The organism is Flavobacterium sp. TMP13 (genome assembly GCF_050847115.1).
Classification (GTDB): domain Bacteria; phylum Bacteroidota; class Bacteroidia; order Flavobacteriales; family Flavobacteriaceae; genus Flavobacterium.
In genome coordinates this window covers 903,170-920,408 of record NZ_CP193656.1, presented here as the reverse complement: position 1 = coordinate 920,408, position 17,239 = coordinate 903,170, and the positions used below count along the sequence as shown (strand labels likewise).

The 17,239-nt window shown below is 34.1% G+C and carries 13 protein-coding genes; 12 read left to right on the top strand and 1 reads right to left on the bottom strand.

Features of this window, described 5'->3' with window-relative positions; translation table 11 throughout:
- Window positions 1-27 precede the first annotated feature (27 nt).
- The 10 genes from recO (at window position 28) to ACRASX_RS04000 (ending at window position 15,209) form a co-directional block, all read left to right on the top strand.
- Window positions 28-741, top strand: coding sequence for a DNA repair protein RecO (gene recO, locus ACRASX_RS04045; protein WP_066311617.1), 714 nt, complete (start codon window positions 28-30; stop codon window positions 739-741).
- Window positions 742-821: 80 nt separating this feature from the next.
- Window positions 822-4,223 carry an isoleucine--tRNA ligase gene (ileS, locus tag ACRASX_RS04040; protein WP_432222497.1) on the top strand — a complete coding sequence of 1,134 codons (3,402 nt, stop codon included), beginning with the start codon at window positions 822-824 and terminating at the stop codon, window positions 4,221-4,223.
- 6 nt (window positions 4,224-4,229) lie between these two features.
- Entirely contained in the window at window positions 4,230-4,610 is a 381-nt protein-coding gene (locus ACRASX_RS04035) for a TraR/DksA family transcriptional regulator (RefSeq protein ID WP_066311603.1), read from the top strand.
- Between the two features lie 84 nt (window positions 4,611-4,694).
- A complete protein-coding gene (locus tag ACRASX_RS04030) occupies window positions 4,695-5,288 on the top strand; it encodes a lipoprotein signal peptidase (protein WP_432222496.1) in 594 nt (197 codons plus the stop codon).
- 87 nt (window positions 5,289-5,375) lie between these two features.
- Entirely contained in the window at window positions 5,376-8,537 is a 3,162-nt protein-coding gene (locus ACRASX_RS04025) for a UvrD-helicase domain-containing protein (RefSeq protein ID WP_432222495.1), read from the top strand.
- 70 nt (window positions 8,538-8,607) lie between these two features.
- Window positions 8,608-9,804 carry a glycine C-acetyltransferase gene (kbl, locus tag ACRASX_RS04020; RefSeq protein WP_066311595.1) on the top strand — a complete coding sequence of 399 codons (1,197 nt, stop codon included), beginning with the start codon at window positions 8,608-8,610 and terminating at the stop codon, window positions 9,802-9,804.
- 110 nt (window positions 9,805-9,914) lie between these two features.
- Window positions 9,915-11,396: an OmpA family protein gene (locus ACRASX_RS04015; protein WP_432222494.1), complete on the top strand. Its 1,482-nt coding sequence runs from the start codon at window positions 9,915-9,917 to the stop codon at window positions 11,394-11,396.
- Window positions 11,397-11,460: 64 nt separating this feature from the next.
- Window positions 11,461-14,223 carry a PD-(D/E)XK nuclease family protein gene (locus tag ACRASX_RS04010; RefSeq protein WP_432222493.1) on the top strand — a complete coding sequence of 921 codons (2,763 nt, stop codon included), beginning with the start codon at window positions 11,461-11,463 and terminating at the stop codon, window positions 14,221-14,223.
- A 9-nt stretch (window positions 14,224-14,232) separates the two neighbouring features.
- Window positions 14,233-14,532 (top strand): hypothetical protein, encoded by a 300-nt coding sequence (locus tag ACRASX_RS04005; protein ID WP_066311590.1) that lies wholly within the window; start codon window positions 14,233-14,235, stop codon window positions 14,530-14,532.
- Between the two features lie 2 nt (window positions 14,533-14,534).
- A complete protein-coding gene (locus ACRASX_RS04000) occupies window positions 14,535-15,209 on the top strand; it encodes an ATP-binding cassette domain-containing protein (protein ID WP_432222492.1) in 675 nt (224 codons plus the stop codon).
- On the opposite strand, the gene ACRASX_RS03995 is transcribed toward ACRASX_RS04000, so the two are convergent.
- On the bottom strand, window positions 15,195-15,977 hold the full coding sequence (locus ACRASX_RS03995; protein ID WP_432222491.1) for an alpha/beta fold hydrolase: 783 nt from the start codon (window positions 15,975-15,977) through the stop codon (window positions 15,195-15,197). The two genes, ACRASX_RS04000 and ACRASX_RS03995, sit on opposite strands and share 15 nt — an antisense overlap.
- 226 nt (window positions 15,978-16,203) lie before the next feature.
- Here ACRASX_RS03995 and ACRASX_RS03990 point away from each other — a divergent pair, with 226 nt between their 5' ends.
- Window positions 16,204-16,560 carry a hypothetical protein gene (locus tag ACRASX_RS03990; protein WP_066311585.1) on the top strand — a complete coding sequence of 119 codons (357 nt, stop codon included), beginning with the start codon at window positions 16,204-16,206 and terminating at the stop codon, window positions 16,558-16,560.
- Window positions 16,561-16,649: 89 nt separating this feature from the next.
- On the top strand, window positions 16,650-17,168 hold the full coding sequence (locus ACRASX_RS03985; RefSeq protein WP_066311582.1) for a ferritin: 519 nt from the start codon (window positions 16,650-16,652) through the stop codon (window positions 17,166-17,168).
- Window positions 17,169-17,239: the final 71 nt, after the last annotated feature.

Below are 17,239 nucleotides of genomic sequence, written 5' to 3'. Positions count from 1 at the left end.
TCTTTAATTTTTCAATCTTCCAAAAAAATGAACGTAAAAACTAAGGCAATCGTAATTTCGGCTTTAAAATTTCAAGAAAAAAGTTTGATTGTCAAATGTTTTACGCTTTCGCACGGACTAAAAACATACTTTGTAAGAGATGCTTTTTCAGGAAGAAAATCAAGTCAAAAAATTGCTTATTTCCAACCCTTATCTATTCTAGAAATAGAAGCTGTTCATAAGAATAAAGGAACTTTAGAAAATTTTAAAGAAATAAAAACAGCAATACCGTTTCAAACTATTCATACCGACATTGTAAAAAGTACTATTGTTATGTTTATTTCTGAAATTCTGCACCATTCTATTCAAGAAGAAGAACATAATGAGTCGCTGTTTGTATTTTTAGAAACCGCATTACTTTGGCTTGATACTCATGATGAAATTGCGAACTTTCATTTAATTCTAATGCTAGAAACCACCAAATACTTGGGTTTCTATCCTGATGTATCTGATGCCGATTTGTCCTTTTTCGAAATGGTTGAAGGGGTTTTTACTCCTTTTCATGGCTTAAGAGCTTTGTCTGAACATGAAACGAGCCTATTTAAGAAATTAATTAATTTGAAATTTGACAACCAGCAAAAAGTATTTCATGTTATTGAAAGACAAATTGTACTTAAAATTTTAATTGATTATTACAGCTATCATTTGGATGGTTTTAAAAAACCCAAATCTTTGGATGTTTTGAAGGAAATATTTTCGTAGTATCAAAACTTTCGACGTTCAACTTTCAACATTTATTTAAAAATCCTTACTTTCGCACGACGATTTAAGAAAAGGATAAAATGAGCACAAAATTTACTGAATACAAAGGACTTGACTTGCCTAAAGTAGCGTCAGAAGTACTTGATTTTTGGAAAGAAGAAAATATATTTGAAAAGAGTGTTACTACGAGAGAAGGTAACGAACCATTTGTCTTTTTTGAAGGACCACCTTCGGCCAATGGATTGCCTGGAATTCACCATGTGATGGCTCGTGCGATAAAAGATATTTTTTGCCGATATAAAACACAAAAAGGCTTTCAAGTGAAGCGTAAAGCGGGCTGGGACACGCACGGTTTGCCGGTAGAATTAGGTACTGAGAAAGAATTAGGAATTACCAAAGAAGATATTGGAAAGTCAATTACTGTCGAAGAATACAACGAAGCGTGTAAGAAAACAGTAATGCGTTATACAGATGTGTGGAACGACTTGACCGAAAAAATGGGCTATTGGGTAGATATGGAAGATCCATATATTACCTACAAATCCAAATATATGGAATCGGTTTGGTGGCTTTTGAAACAAATCTACAACAAGGATTTGATGTACAAAGGATATACCATTCAGCCCTATTCTCCAAAAGCAGGAACAGGATTGTCTTCGCACGAAGTAAATCAGCCAGGTTCGTACCGTGATGTTACAGACACTACAATTGTAGCTCAATTTAAAGCTAAAAATGAATCGTTGCCAAGCTTTTTACAAGGTTTAGGAGATATTCATATTTTGGCTTGGACAACTACACCTTGGACATTGCCTTCAAACACGGCTTTGACAGTTGGACCAAAAATCGATTATGTTTTAGTAAAAACTTTTAATCAATATACTTTCTTACCGATCAATGTTCTTTTGGCTAAAAATTTAGTTGGGAAGCAATTCGGAAAAGGATTTTTTGTAAGCACGGAAACTTCCGATTTTGAAAACTTCAAAGAAGGAGACAAAAGAATACCATATCAAATTTTGGCGGAAGCCAAAGGAGCAGATTTAGTCGGAATTCTTTACGAACAATTATTGCCGTATGCCTTGCCGTACCAAAATCCAGAAAATGCATTCAGAGTAATTTCTGGAGATTTTGTAACTACAGAAGATGGAACGGGAATTGTGCATACAGCGCCAACTTTTGGTGCAGATGATGCTAAAGTTGCTAAAGAAGCATCGCCTGAAATCCCGCCAATGTTGGTTTTAGACGCCAATGGAACTCCGGTTCCTTTAGTAGATTTACAAGGAAAATTCACTTCTAACATGGGAGAATTTGCTGGTAAGTACGTTAAAAACGAATATTATAATGACGGCGAAGCGCCAGAACGCTCTGTTGATGTTGAAATTGCCATTCGTTTAAAAGAAGAAAATAAAGCGTTTAAAGTTGAGAAATACGTGCACAGTTATCCGCATTGTTGGAGAACGGATAAGCCTATTTTATATTATCCATTAGATTCTTGGTTTATTAAAGTAACAGAAGTAAAGGATAGAATGTTCGATTTGAACGAAACTATCAATTGGAAGCCAAAAGCAACTGGCGAAGGACGTTTTGGAAATTGGTTAAAAAATGCCAATGACTGGAACTTGTCTCGCTCTCGTTATTGGGGAATTCCGTTACCAATTTGGAGAAACGAAGACGGTACAGAAGAAATACTGATAGGTTCTATTGAGGAATTATATAATGAAATTGAAAAATCTATTGCAGCGGGAATTCAAAAAGAGAATCCGTTTAAAGATTTTGAGATTGGAAATATGGCGGAGTCGAATTACGATTTAGTCGATTTGCACAAAAATGTAGTTGATGAAATTGTACTGGTTTCCCCATCAGGAAAACCCATGCAGCGCGAAGCTGATTTGATAGATGTTTGGTTTGATTCAGGTGCCATGCCATACGCACAATGGCATTATCCTTTCGAAAACAAAGATAAAATTGATGGAAATAAAGATTTTCCAGCTGATTTTATTGCAGAAGGAGTCGATCAAACACGCGGTTGGTTTTACACTTTACACGCTATTGCAACTTTAGTTTTTGATAAAGTAGCCTATAAAAATGTCGTTTCAAACGGTTTAGTTCTAGATAAAAACGGACAAAAAATGTCCAAACGTTTAGGAAACGCGACAGATCCTTTTGAAACCATTAAAGAATATGGACCAGATGCAACGCGTTGGTACATGATTTCGAACGCCAATCCCTGGGATAACTTGAAGTTTGATATCGAAGGAATTGCTGAGGTACGTCGTAAATTCTTCGGAACATTATACAATACGTATTCATTCTTTTCATTGTATGCGAACATCGATAAATTTAAGTTTGAAGAAGCAGAAATTGCGATGAACGAAAGACCTGAAATTGATCAGTGGATTATTTCAGAGCTGAATACATTGATAAAAGAAGTTGATGGTTTCTATGAAGAGTACGAACCAACAAAAGCAGCGAGAGCAATTTCAGAATTTGTGCAAGAGAATTTAAGTAACTGGTACGTTCGCTTGTGTCGCCGTCGTTTTTGGAAAGGAGAGTATGGACAAGATAAAATTGCTGCGTACCAAACACTTTATACGTGTTTGTTAACAGTAAGTAAATTAAGTGCGCCAATTGCTCCATTTTTTATGGACAAACTTTACATAGATTTAACAGCAACCACACAGTCAGAAAAATACAGTAGTGTACATTTGGCTGAGTTTCCAAAATACGTTGACAACTTTGTTAATAAAACGTTAGAGAGTAAAATGCAGAAGGCGCAAACGATTTCGTCGTTGGTTTTGTCGCTTCGTAAAAAGGAAATGATAAAGGTACGTCAGCCCTTGCAAAAGGTAATGATACCAGTACTTGACGACGAGCAACGCAGTCAAATTGAAGCTATTTCTGAGCTTGTAAAAGCGGAAGTAAATGTGAAAGAAATTGTGCTTTTAGATGATGCGTCTGGTGTTTTAGTAAAGCAAATTAAACCTAATTTTAAAGCTTTAGGTCCACGATTTGGAAAGGATATGAGCCTGATAGCTAAGGAGATACAGTCTTTTTCTGCAGAACAAATTAGTCAATTGGACAAGCAAGGAGCGCTCGATATTGTTATTGCAGGAAATATCGTAACTTTATCGATAGAAGATGTTGAAATTACATCGCAAGATATTGAAGGTTGGTTGGTGGCTAATTCAAATGGAATAACGGTCGCATTGGATATCACCATCAGCGAAGAGTTGAAAAATGAAGGTATTGCAAGAGAATTGGTAAATAGAATTCAGAATATCCGTAAAGATTCTGGTTTTGATGTAACTGATAAAATTAAGGTACAAATACAAAGAGATGGCAATTTAGAAGAAGCAATTCTTAAAAATGTCGCCTATATAAAATCGGAAACCCTAACAGAAGATTTGGTTTTCTTAGATCAAGTAGAAAACGGTACAGAAGTTGAGTTTGACGAGATCAAAACAAAGTTATTAATTTCAAAATAATAAACCATGGTAGATGAAATTACACGATACTCAGACGCTGATTTAGCCGAGTTCAAAGAGATAATTCAAAATAAGATTCAAAAGTCACAGTCAGATTTAGATTTGATAAAAAGTGCTTATATGAATGATTTAAATAATGGAACTGATGATACATCGCCAACTTTTAAAGCATTCGAAGAAGGAAGTGAAACGATGTCGAAAGAAGCGAATTCGCAATTAGCGATTCGTCAGGAAAAGTTTATCCGTGACTTAAAAAACGCACTTTTCCGTGTGGAGAATAAAACGTACGGTGTATGTAAAGTAACGGGTAAATTAATCTCAAAAGAGAGATTAAAAATCGTTCCGCATGCAACAATGAGTATCGAGGCAAAAAACTTGCAACGATAATATTTTCATTACAAAATAATTAACGCTCCTCATGGGGCGTTTTTTTTGATTAAATTGTTACTTTTGCCATCAAAATTATCTCAAATGTCATTACGAAAAGCATACTTGCTTATTTTTATCATATTATTGGTTGATCAAGTTTCTAAAATTTACATCAAAACTAACTTTGTTTTAGGAGAAGAAGTAAACGTTCTAAGTTGGTTTAAAATTCTATTCATAGAAAATGAAGGAATGGCTTGGGGAACTACAATTCCTGGTGAATATGGTAAATTGATTTTGACGGTTTTTAGAATTTTTGCCGTATTCGGTATAGCCTATTGGTTGTACGATGCGTCCAACAAAAGAGAATCTACGTATTTAATTACTGCAATTGCTTTAATTTTTGCTGGAGCAACAGGTAATATTATTGACTCTATTTTTTACGGAGTTGTTTTTGACGACAGTAGCCACAATTTAGCGACGTTGTTTGCGCCAGAACATTACGGAACTTTGTTTCATGGAAAAGTGGTGGATATGTTATACTTTCCAATAATTGACGGTCATTTTCCGTCTTGGTTTCCTTTTTGGGGAGGAAACGAATTTAAATTTTTTAATGCAATTTTTAATGTTGCCGATGTAGCCATTTCTACTGGAGTAGGCATTTTGATTGTTTTTAATAAAAAAGCTTTCAATAAATAAATTCTCTTGAGGATACTGAAATAAATAGCTTTTTGTTGTCTTTAGTCTTTATGAAATCTTATTTTTACGATATTAAACGTACTAATAATGCAAAGACCATCATTTTCTATTTACGATGCTTCGGCTGGATCGGGCAAAACGTATACGTTAGTAAAAGAGTACCTTAAAATTATTCTTTCTGCTAAGAAAAATGATGCATATCGCAATATCTTGGCCATCACATTTACCAACAAAGCGGTTCACGAAATGAAAACGCGTATTGTGGGTAGTTTGACTGAATTTGCGAAAGAGGAACCTTCAAAAAAAGCGTTCGACTTGATGGAGCACCTCGCTTCAGAGACGAATCTTTCAGTTATTCAAATCAAAACCAAATCAAAACAAATTATAAAGCATATTATTCATAATTATGCTGCCTTTGATATTTCTACAATTGATAAATTCACGCATAAAGTTATTCGTGCTTTCGCACACGATTTAAATTTGCCAATGACTTTTGAAGTTACGTTAGATACAGAAAGCTTATTGACAGAAGCTGTTGATGCAATTATCGCACAAGCAGGCCAAGATGACATATTGACCAAATTGTTAATCGATTTTACGATGGAGAAAACCGACGATGATAAATCGTGGGATGTTTCTCGAGAGATTTTAGATACAGGAAGGTTGATTTTAAATGAAAACAACCGCAACGAGATTTCGCATTTTAAAGAAAAATCTATTGAAGAATTTGTTGGTATTAAAGATAAGTTATTTCAATTAGCTACAGATTTGGAAAAGCAAACTGCTGCTATGGCTCAAGAAGCACTTCAGTTGATTGAAAACAGAGGTATCGATTTAAAATCTTTTTCAGCAGGTCATTTTCCTAAACATTTAGTTAGTATTAGCGAAGGTAAATTCAATCCAAGTAATAAAAAATACCACGAGTTTGAAGATATAAAGATTAATAAAACGGCAAGAGACAGAACTTTAATTGAAGCTTTACTTCCAGAATTGTTGCAGAAGTTACGGTCAGTTTATGAGATTTTCGAAAAAATTTATTTCTACAAAGCCTTTCTTAAAAATATTACGCCACTCTCTTTATTAAATACCGTTAGCAATGAATTGAATAAAATTCAGACGGAACAAAATGTCCTTTCGATTTCAGAATTTAATGCCATCATTCATCGTGAAATTCAAAATCAACCAGCGCCATTTATTTACGAGCGTTTGGGTGAGCGCTACCGTCATTTTTTTATTGATGAATTTCAGGATACTTCAGAGATGCAATGGGAAAATTTAATTCCTCTTATTGATAATGCTTTGGCGGGTCAAGATGAAGCGGGAGTAAAAGGAACTTTAATGATTGTTGGAGATCCCAAACAATCCATCTATCGTTGGAGAGGCGGAAAGGCAGAGCAGTTTATTGAGTTAAGTAAAGATAAAAATCCGTTTAGTAACAAGGATAAAAACATTGAGCATCTTGACACTAATTATCGAAGTTATAGTGAGGTAATTGATTTTAATAATTCATTTTTCAAAACTATTTCGAGTCAATTTGAGCACGAAGATTACAAAGATTTATATGAAAATCACAGCCATCAAAAGAGCAACTCGAAAAAAGGAGGTTATGTAAATATTTCTTTTTTACCTGTTGCTGATAAGAACGACAATACCGAAGAGGATGATGTTTTAAGTAAAAATGAATTGTATGTACTGGCTACTTTAGATACAATTAAAAAAGTACTTAGCGACGGCTTCGAATACAAAGACATCGTCGTCCTTACCCGTAAGAGAGATCAAGGTGTTGCAGTTGCCAATTATCTAACAGAACAAAAAATTCCGCTTTTGTCGTCCGAAACATTATTGATTCAGAACGCAACCGAAGTAAATGTGATCGTCAATCTTTTGCATTATTTAAATAATAATGGAAATTTAGAAGCGAAGGCGCACATCTTGTATTTTATTTCTCAAAAGGAAAAAGAGAGTAGTGCTGTCGCAGATTTTATTGCTACAGGTATGAGTTTTATTAATGAAGTTGATTTTGAGCAATGGCTGTTGCAATACGATATTTCGCTTTCTTTTGACGCTGTTCGAAAGAAATCACTTTATGAAGCAGTAGAAACCATTATTCATGCCTTTATAAAACCGTCCTTTAATAATGCGTACGTACAATATTTCTTGGATATTGTGTTAGAGCGTGATATTCGAAATCAGGCAGGTATTGCTGATTTTTTGGTGTATTGGGATAAAAACGGACATAAGTTTAGCATTCCATCTCCTGAAGGAAATAACGCTGTTCGAATAATGACGATTCATAAATCTAAAGGTTTGGAGTTTCCAGTAGTAATTATGCCTTTTGCTGACGAAGATTACAATAGAAAGCCAAAAGATAAATTGTGGTTAGATGCCGACGATGGCGATTTTGGTCTTGCCAAAGTATTAATTGATAATACTTCAGCTGTAGCTGGCTTTGGAGAATCAGCAGCAGTAGTTTTTAGTGTAAAAAAGCAAGAAGAATTATTAGATAACGTTAATGTGTTGTATGTTGCGCTAACGAGAGCTGAAGAGCAGTTGTATGTGTTATCTCAAATGCAACAGCCCAGTAAATCATCTGGGGATTGGCCCAATAATATGGCGTCTTTTTTTATTCAATTTTTAGAAAAGAACTCTAATTTTGAAGAGAGTGTATTACAGTACACCTTTGGAGATCCAAAACGACTATCAATATACAGCAATATAGAATCTTCTATAAAAAACATTCCTTTTGTTGCTAAAGTTTTGCAGACGCAAAATATTAAAATTGCACAACGTGATGCATTAATGTGGGGAACGCACCAGCAAGAAGCAATTGCTTACGGTAATGTTGTTCACGAAATCCTCTCCTTTGTTAAAGATAAGAATGATGTCGAAGAGGCTATTAGTAAAGGAATTGACGATGGTTTACTAATAATGGATCAAGTGGAAACGGTTAGGGCTGCTATTGAGGCAATTGTTACTCATCCTGAAATTTCGATTTGTTTCGAGACAGGTAATCGAGTTTTAAATGAACAAACCATTTTGCAACGAAAAAGTAAAATTTTGAAGCCCGATCGAATTGTTATTAATTCAAAAAACGAAGCGTATTTGCTCGATTATAAAACGGGGTTGCATAATCCTAAATACAAAACTCAGATTGAAGAATATCAACATGCAATTGAGTCGATGGGTTTTAAAGTGTTAAAAAAAGCGTTGGTTTATATAGGAGCCAAAATCGATGTGGTAAATTTGTGAAATAATTAATCAGATGTTAATGATTTTTCAACCGCAAGGTGTTAAAAATTAACATTTTAAATTTATAATAATGTACGGAAAAATTAAAGAGCATTTGCAAAATGAATTGCAAGCAATCGAAGACAATGGGATTTTTAAAAAAGAAAGAATAATTACGTCTCCACAAGATGCTGAAATTACAATTTCTACAGGTGAAAAAGTTTTAAATTTTTGTGCTAATAATTATTTGGGACTTTCTTCGCATCCTGAAGTGATACAAGCAGCGAAAGACGCAATGGATTCACATGGATTCGGAATGTCTTCGGTACGATTTATATGTGGTACACAAGATATTCACAAGACATTAGAAAAAAAGATAGCAGAATTTTACGGTACAGAAGACACTATTTTGTATGCTGCAGCTTTTGATGCTAATGGCGGAGTTTTCGAGCCTTTATTAGGAGCCGAAGATGCTATTATTTCAGATAGTCTAAATCACGCTTCAATTATAGATGGAGTACGCTTGTGCAAAGCTGCTCGATACCGATACGAGAATAGCAATATGGAAGATCTGGAGCAGCAGTTAATTAAAGCAAATGCTACTGGAGCTCGTTTTAAAATTATTGTTACAGATGGAGTGTTTTCAATGGATGGAATTGTAGCTCCACTAGATAAGATTTGCGATTTAGCAGATAAGTACGATGCAATGGTTATGGTAGATGAATGTCACGCCGCTGGTTTTATTGGAGCAACAGGAAAAGGAACGCTCGAGGCAAAAGGAGTAATGGGCAGAGTCGATATTATTACTGGAACTTTAGGAAAAGCATTAGGTGGTGCAATGGGAGGCTATACTACTGCTAAAAAAGAAATTATCGAATTGTTGCGTCAGCGTTCTAGACCCTATTTATTTTCAAACTCTTTGGCGCCTGCAATAGTTGGAGCTTCTATAAAAGTATTTGAGCTATTGGAGAACGATACCACATTAAGAGATAAGTTAGAATGGAATACCAATTATTTTAAAGAAGGTTTGAAAAAGGCCGGATTCGATATTGTTGAGGGTGATTCTGCAATTGTTCCAGTTATGCTATACGATGCTAAATTATCGCAAGTAATGGCAGATGAACTTTTAAAGTTGGGTATTTATGTAATTGGATTCTTTTTTCCAGTGGTTCCAAAAGATAAGGCGAGAATAAGAGTTCAGTTATCCGCTGCGCATACCAAAGAACACCTAGATACGGCTATAAACGCCTTTATTACAGCTGGAAAGCACTTAAAAGTGATCGAATAAATTGACCAATAAAATTTTTGTAGGTTTTTTTTAACATTTAGTTTTGTATTTAAAAAATTAGGTGTTACTTTTGTGTATAATTAACTAAATTGTAATTAAAAAAATTAAGTATGAAACATCTTAACAAAATTTTAGTTGCTGTGATGATGGTGATGGGTTTAACTTCTCACGCGCAAGACAGTAACAATCCATGGGCTATCTCTTTTGGAGTTAATGCCGTTGACACTAGAACTAGTGCTGGTGGTGGAGACGGTTGGTTCAACCAACACTTCTCACAGCCATTCGCAGTTGATGACAACTGGAACATCCTTCCTTCTCTATCTTACCTAAGTGTATCTAAATACGTTGGTAGTGGTTTTTCTGTAGGACTTATTGGTTCTGTAAATAAAATTGATAAAGCAGTATACTTTAGACCATCTGCTCCAGGTCATGATGGACGTGGAATGATTGTAACTAATCCTGGTGATTTGATGTACTACGGTATTGACTTAAATGCTAAATACAGCTTTAAAGAATTAATCAAATCTAAAGTGATCGATCCTTCGTTAACTTTGGGTGGTGGTTATGTTTTCTTAGGAAAAGATTCTTTCGGAACTGTTAATCCAGGTGCTGGAGTTACATTTTGGTTCTCTGATGCAGTAGGTTTAGAACTTGCTACAAAATACAAATGGGCTGTAGGTGCTGGTAAAAATGGTAATGTTGGAAGAGAAGATGGTTTTGGAGAAATTGATACTCCTTCTCATTTCCAACACACTTTAGGTATCGTATTCCAATTTGGAGGTAAAGATACTGACGGAGACGGAATTTATGACAAAGATGATGCTTGTCCAGATGTTGCTGGTTTAAAACAATTCAACGGATGTCCTGATACTGATGGAGACGGAATTGTTGATGCTTCAGATGCTTGTCCAGATGTTTTTGGTTTAGCTGCATTAAACGGTTGTCCTGATACTGACGGAGACGGAATTGCTGATGCTTCAGATGCTTGTCCAGATGTTTTTGGTTTAGCTGCATTAAACGGATGTCCAGATTCTGACGGAGATGGTGTTGCTGATAAAGATGACAAATGTCCTACTGTTGCAGGTCCAAAAGAAAATGGCGGTTGTCCTTTCTTAGACGCTGACAAAGATGGTGTTGCTGATAAAGATGATGATTGTCCTACTGTAGCTGGTCCAGCTAGTAATAGAGGATGTCCTGAAGTTACAACTGAAGTTTTAGAAGATCTTAAAGTTCAAGCTAGAGCAGTATACTTTAACTCAGGTAAAGCTACTTTCAAATCTGGAGACAAAGAAACTTTAGCAAGAATAGATGCAATAAACAATATTCTTAAAAACTACCCAACTGCTAAATTTAGCGTTGAAGGACACACTGATAGTGATGGTTCAAATGAATTAAACCAAAAACTTTCTGAAGATAGAGCAGCAGCAGTTATGAATGCTTTAATCGAAAGAGGAGTTAATGTTGATAATTTAGTTTCTAAAGGTTATGGAGAAACTCAACCAGTTGCAACTAACAAAACTGCAGCAGGTAAAGCTCAAAACAGAAGAACTGAAATCAAACATATTGGTTCAAAATACGACGGTAAATTGTAAGCTACAATTTCAAATAATTTTAAAAAGCCATTCTTAATTGAATGGCTTTTTTTATTTTTATACCATGATAGAAAATTCATTCTTAAATAAAATTGCAGCGAAAATTATAGAAGACTATTCTAATAGACTAGCTGATATTACAATAATATTACCAAATAAGCGAGCAAAGGTCTTTTTGATAGAGTCGCTGGCGCAGCAAATTAATACAACAATATTAAGCCCCACTATTATCAGTGTGGAAGACTTTATTCAAGATGTAGCTAAAGTTAGATCGATAGACTCGATTGAGTTATTGTTTGAGTTTTATGAAGTCTATCTTTCAATTACCGATAAAAAGAATCAACAGTCTTTTGAATTGTTTGCCAACTGGGCAAAAACATTATTGCAAGATTTTAATGAAATTGATCGCTATCTTTTAGAGCCAAATCATGTTCTGACCTATTTAAAAGATATAGAAGATATTAAGAAATGGGGAATAGAAGTGGAAAGTAAAACACAATTGCTTGAAAACTACATTGATTTTTGGAAATTGCTTCCCAAATATTATCAAGCGTTGTACAGCCACTTGTCAAATAAAAGAGTAGGTTATCAAGGGTTAATTTATCGAGAAGCGGTAGGTAACTTACAACAATTTTCTAAGAGTGCTGCTAATGAATATTTTATTTTTGCAGGTTTCAATGCGCTGAATGCTGCCGAGGAAAAAATTATTCAGCATTTAATAGCAAATGATCAAGCTAAAATTTACTGGGATATTGATCAGGTTTTTATAAATGATCCATTTCACGATGCGGGACTTTTTGTACGCCGTTTTAAAGAGAATTGGAAACATTATAAATCAAATCCATTTGAATGGATTGTAGAAGATTTTTCGGGAGTCAAAAACATCCAAGTTATTGGTACACCAAAAACGATTGGGCAAGCTAAAATGGTTGGAAGTATAATTGAGAATAAAATTATGCATGCTCCAAATACTTCTCTCAATAAAGTAGCAGTTGTCCTTGGTGAAGAAAACTTATTGATTCCTTTATTGTATTCGCTTCCCGAAAGTGTCGGTGCGCTAAATATTACAATGGGATACTCTAGTAAAAACAATCCGACACAAATTTTAATAAATAAGTTGTTTAAAATGCATACGAATGCAATTGCAAGAAGTAGCAGTTCTTATGTGTTTTATTATAAAGATGTGTTGGATATTTTGACACATCCATTGGTTGAACCCTATGCAAAAGGAAATGATTTAGTTAAGCTTATAAATAAAAACAATTATACATTTATAACTCATAAAAAAATCAGTGAGTTACATCCAAATGCTTCGGAATTATTTACGCTCCTATTTCAGAAATGGGAAAACGGCACGATCTCGGTTCTAAATTCTATTTCTAGTTTGTTATTGGTTATAAAAGCTAATGTAAGTACAGACACTCAAGAGGATAAAATTGCGAAAACATTTGTGTACGCAATTTTTAAAGTTATTAATAAGCTTACTAATTATTACGCTAAGCACCAACACATTGATAAAATAGAAACATTGTACGCAATTTATAAGCAAGTTATAGATTTGGCTGAAGTGTCGTTTGAAGGAGAACCTTTAAACGGTTTGCAAGTGATGGGTGTGTTAGAAAGTCGAGTATTAGATTTTGATACAGTTATTGTTACTTCTATGAATGAAGGTAAATTCCCTGCAGGGAAATCACAAAATTCCTTTATTCCGTATGATGTAAAGCGGGAATTAGGACTGCCAACTTTTAAGGAAAAAGACGCTATTTATACCTATCATTTTTATCATTTATTACAGAGAGCAAAAAATATATACTTATTATATAATACTGAAAGTGACGGGCTAGATGCTGGCGAACGCAGCCGTTTTATAACACAGTTGGAAGTCGAGAAACAACCCAATCATACGTTGACATTGGATATTTATAATCCAATTTTGCCAGATGTAGCTGCGGTTCCAATGTCAATTCCTAAATCGGAAGCAGTCATGGAACGTTTGGCTGAAATTGCCAGAATTGGCTTTTCCCCTTCTGCGCTTACCAGCTACATTCGAAATCCGATTCAGTTTTATTTTCAGAAAATATTGCGCATTCGTGAAGTGGAAGAAGTAGAGGAGAATATTGCGCTGAATACTTTAGGTACCATTATCCATGAAACATTAAAAGTGTTATACGAGCCTTTTATTGGAAAATTTCTTTCTGAAGAATCCATTAAAATCTGCTTTTCTCTATTAGAAAAAGAAGTATTAAATCAGTTTAAGCTGGTTTATAAAGAAGGTGAAATAAACAAAGGGAAAAACTTACTGGCTTTTGAAGTTGCAAAACGGAATGTTTCTAACTTTCTAAAAGTTGAACTAGAAAATATTAAGCAAGGTGACGCCATTAAAATTTTACATTTAGAGGAAACATTCGAGAGAACATTAACTCATGATGATCTGCCTTTTCCAGTTTTGATAAGAGGGAATGTGGATCGAATTGAAGAGCGTAATGGAAAAATAAGAATTATAGATTATAAAACCGGGAAAGTTGAAAAACGAAATATGGTTTTAAAATCTTGGGAAGGGTTGTCTCTTGACATTAAGAATGACAAGATAATTCAGGTTTTGGCTTATGCTTTTATGTATGAGAACAACAGTAAAGGACTTCCAATAGAAGCTGGAATTATTTCATTTAAGAACTTAAAGTCAGGGTTTTTGTCATTTGAATTTAAATCCGGTAAAGAGTCTGAATCAATTGTTTCTGAAGGAATGTTAAGCGATTATTTAGAACAAATTGTAGTGTTATTGCGTGAAGTCTTAGATGTTACAATTTCTTTTGAGGAGAAAATTTAAGTACCGATCATGAATTTAATCAAACTAGAGTCTGTTTTTAATTTCTTTAAGAGTACGGTTGCTGTTAATTTTGCGGTCAGTATTTTACCTTTCTTCTTTGGCGGAGTTATTGCTTTTAGTTACTCATTCATTAGTTTTGGTTTTTTGATTAGTCTTTTGCTAAAGGAAATTAATGCAAAAAACGAATATTTGTTTTATTATAACAATCAGATTTCAAAAATACAACTTTGGCTTTTTTCTTGGCTTTTTACCTTTGTCCTTTTAGTTATTAGTCGTTTGATTTTCAATGTACTTCAACAATTAGTTTAATTATGGCTATTTTAGAAATTGATAGTATTCAGAAAAGTTTCGACCATAAACCGATTCTTTCCGATGTTTATGTTGCCTGCCACACGGGAGAGGTAATTGGTTTGTTAGGGAGTAATGGTTCGGGTAAATCCACCTTACTTAAAATTGTTTTCGGACTAATTTCGGCAGAATATAAGTTTGTTAGAATTGATAATGTCGTAAAGAAAGAGCCGACGGATTTGTTTAAAGAAATTAGTTACTTGAGTCAAGACTCCTTTATACCGCGATCATTTTCGGTACAAAAAGCTATTCGTTTGTCCATTGAAAAAGTGAAATCCGATTCTTTTTATGCAGATGAATTTATCGACTTAATTAAGAATAAATATGTAAAGGAGTTGTCAGGGGGGGAATTACGGTATTTAGAAATTCTTTTAGTACTTTCAAACAACTCTAAATTTGTTTTATTGGACGAGCCTTATACGGGACTATCACCTATAATGATTGAGAGAGTAAATGTTCTAATTTCAAAAGCTTCAGAAACGAAAGGAATTATTGTTTCGGATCATAATTACAGAAGTGTGGTAAAAATTAGCTCTAAGGTTGTTTTACTTAAAAATGGAAAGACACATTTAATTACAGATAAGAAGCAATTATTAGAACTAGGTTACGTTAGCGAAGCGGGATTAAATTTGCTTTAAGAACTGTAATAAAAGTTGGCTCAGCTCGTCTCTGTTTTCAATCGTACTCATGTGTCCGTCAGCAAAAGTATGCAGCTGGACGGTCGTGTTTTTAATTTGTACAATTGTTTCGTCATACAGCAGAACAGGATCTTTTTTTCCTAAAACAAACAAAATAGGATAAATGGCTTTTTCCAAAATGTATGTGCGTTCTTTCCTAATTTTCATTCCTTCCAGCGAAGCAACTACGCCTTGTAGGGGTGTTTTTAAAGCTTCTTTTTTCACCCATTCTATTTCTCTACTTAAGCGCGTTCTGTTTTCTTCACTGAATAAATTGGCAATTGCCATGTTGACAAACACAGAGAAGTTTTGCTTTACTGCCTTTATAGCGCGAGTTCGGTTGAGCTTGCGTTCAGCATTATCTTCATAGGCAGTTGAGTTTAAAAGTACCAAACCAATTGTTTTTTCTGGATATAAATCGGCGAAAGCCAAAGCAACATAACCACCCATTGAGTGACCGACTAGACAGCATTTTGTAATTTTTAATTCATTTAAAATATGAGTTACAATTGCTGCATTTTCCTCCATAGTATGCACATAACCCATACTTTCTGTTTTGCCGTGACCCAATAAATCAATTGTAATGATTCTATGACCTTTGTTTAGTAATGGTATGAAAGGATCAAACATAGCTTTGTTTTCTAGAAAACCATGAAGCGCAACAATGGCAGTTCCTTGACCATCATCAGTATACGAAACGATAGTATTTTTAAATGTTGTTTTTTTCAATTTTGAAGTCAATTAATGGATTGTAAAATTACAATAATGTCAACGGACTTCATAAGAATTTAACTCCGATTGATTCTTATAGTAAGAAATGCTGTATCGTCATGAAAATGATTCTATTTTTTAATTTTTAACACAAAGAAAACAATTCGTTATTTTAAATTAGTCTTAATTACGCGTTTATTTGGTTTAAATTTTATAAATTTGCAACAGCAAAAAATTAATAAGAATGCCACAAATTAGTACTTTGACCAGCAACATATTGTTTGAAACTGAAAAAGGATACAGTTATCAGTGTGATCTAACGAACAGTATAATTATCAGTTTTGTGAATACCGTTTCAACGTATAAAATTCAAGATTTTTTAATTTTTCAGAGAAAAGTAAATAGCGTTGATATTCTGAATATGTTATATGATTTATCAGATCAATCCGACGCTCAGCTTATTGAAACTACCAAACGTAATTTTTCTCGTACGCTTAGTATTTGTGAAATTGTTCAACTTCGAGAACTATTAAATGGGACCAAATTCACTTTAAGTTTGCACTCCATGTTATGTAATGTATTGTTGGCTGACTTGGTTTGATGCTTACTTAGATTAAATACAAATGTTTTAGTGTTTGCAGTGGTTGGCGTAAATTTTTGTAACTTTACTTGTCTAAAAACAAAATGGTCATGAAAGATTTATTAAGAACAAACACATCGTTAACTCAAGCTGTTGAGCAAATACTAAACTTGCAATCAAAAATAGAGAGTGATGCTTCTAACAAATATTTGGCTATGGCTTCATGGTTGGATAGAAACGGTTTTGAAAATACAGCCGGTTACATGTATAAGCAAGCTGAAGAAGAAAGAGAGCATTTTCTTAAAATATTTAAATACATAAGTGATGTTGGTGGAATTGCAATTACACCAAGCATTCCTGAGGTTCAGCAAGAATTTGGATCTTTTAGAGAAGTTTTTGAAATTGCATTGCAAAGCGAAATTGCGGTTACTAAAGCCGTAAACAGAGTTATTGCAAAATGTAGAGCCGAAAATGATTACGCTACAGAAGATTTTATGATGTGGTACGTGACAGAGCAAAGAGAAGAGGAAAAAAATGCAAGAAGAGCATTGGAGCTTTTTGAATTAATCAATGAAAACGAAGCTGCTGGAAAATTTGAATTAGACGTACAAATCGCAAAAATAGAATAATCGATTAACGATAAATAGAAATCCCGTACTGCTTAAAAGTAGTAAGGGATTTTTTCATTATTACGAATGAT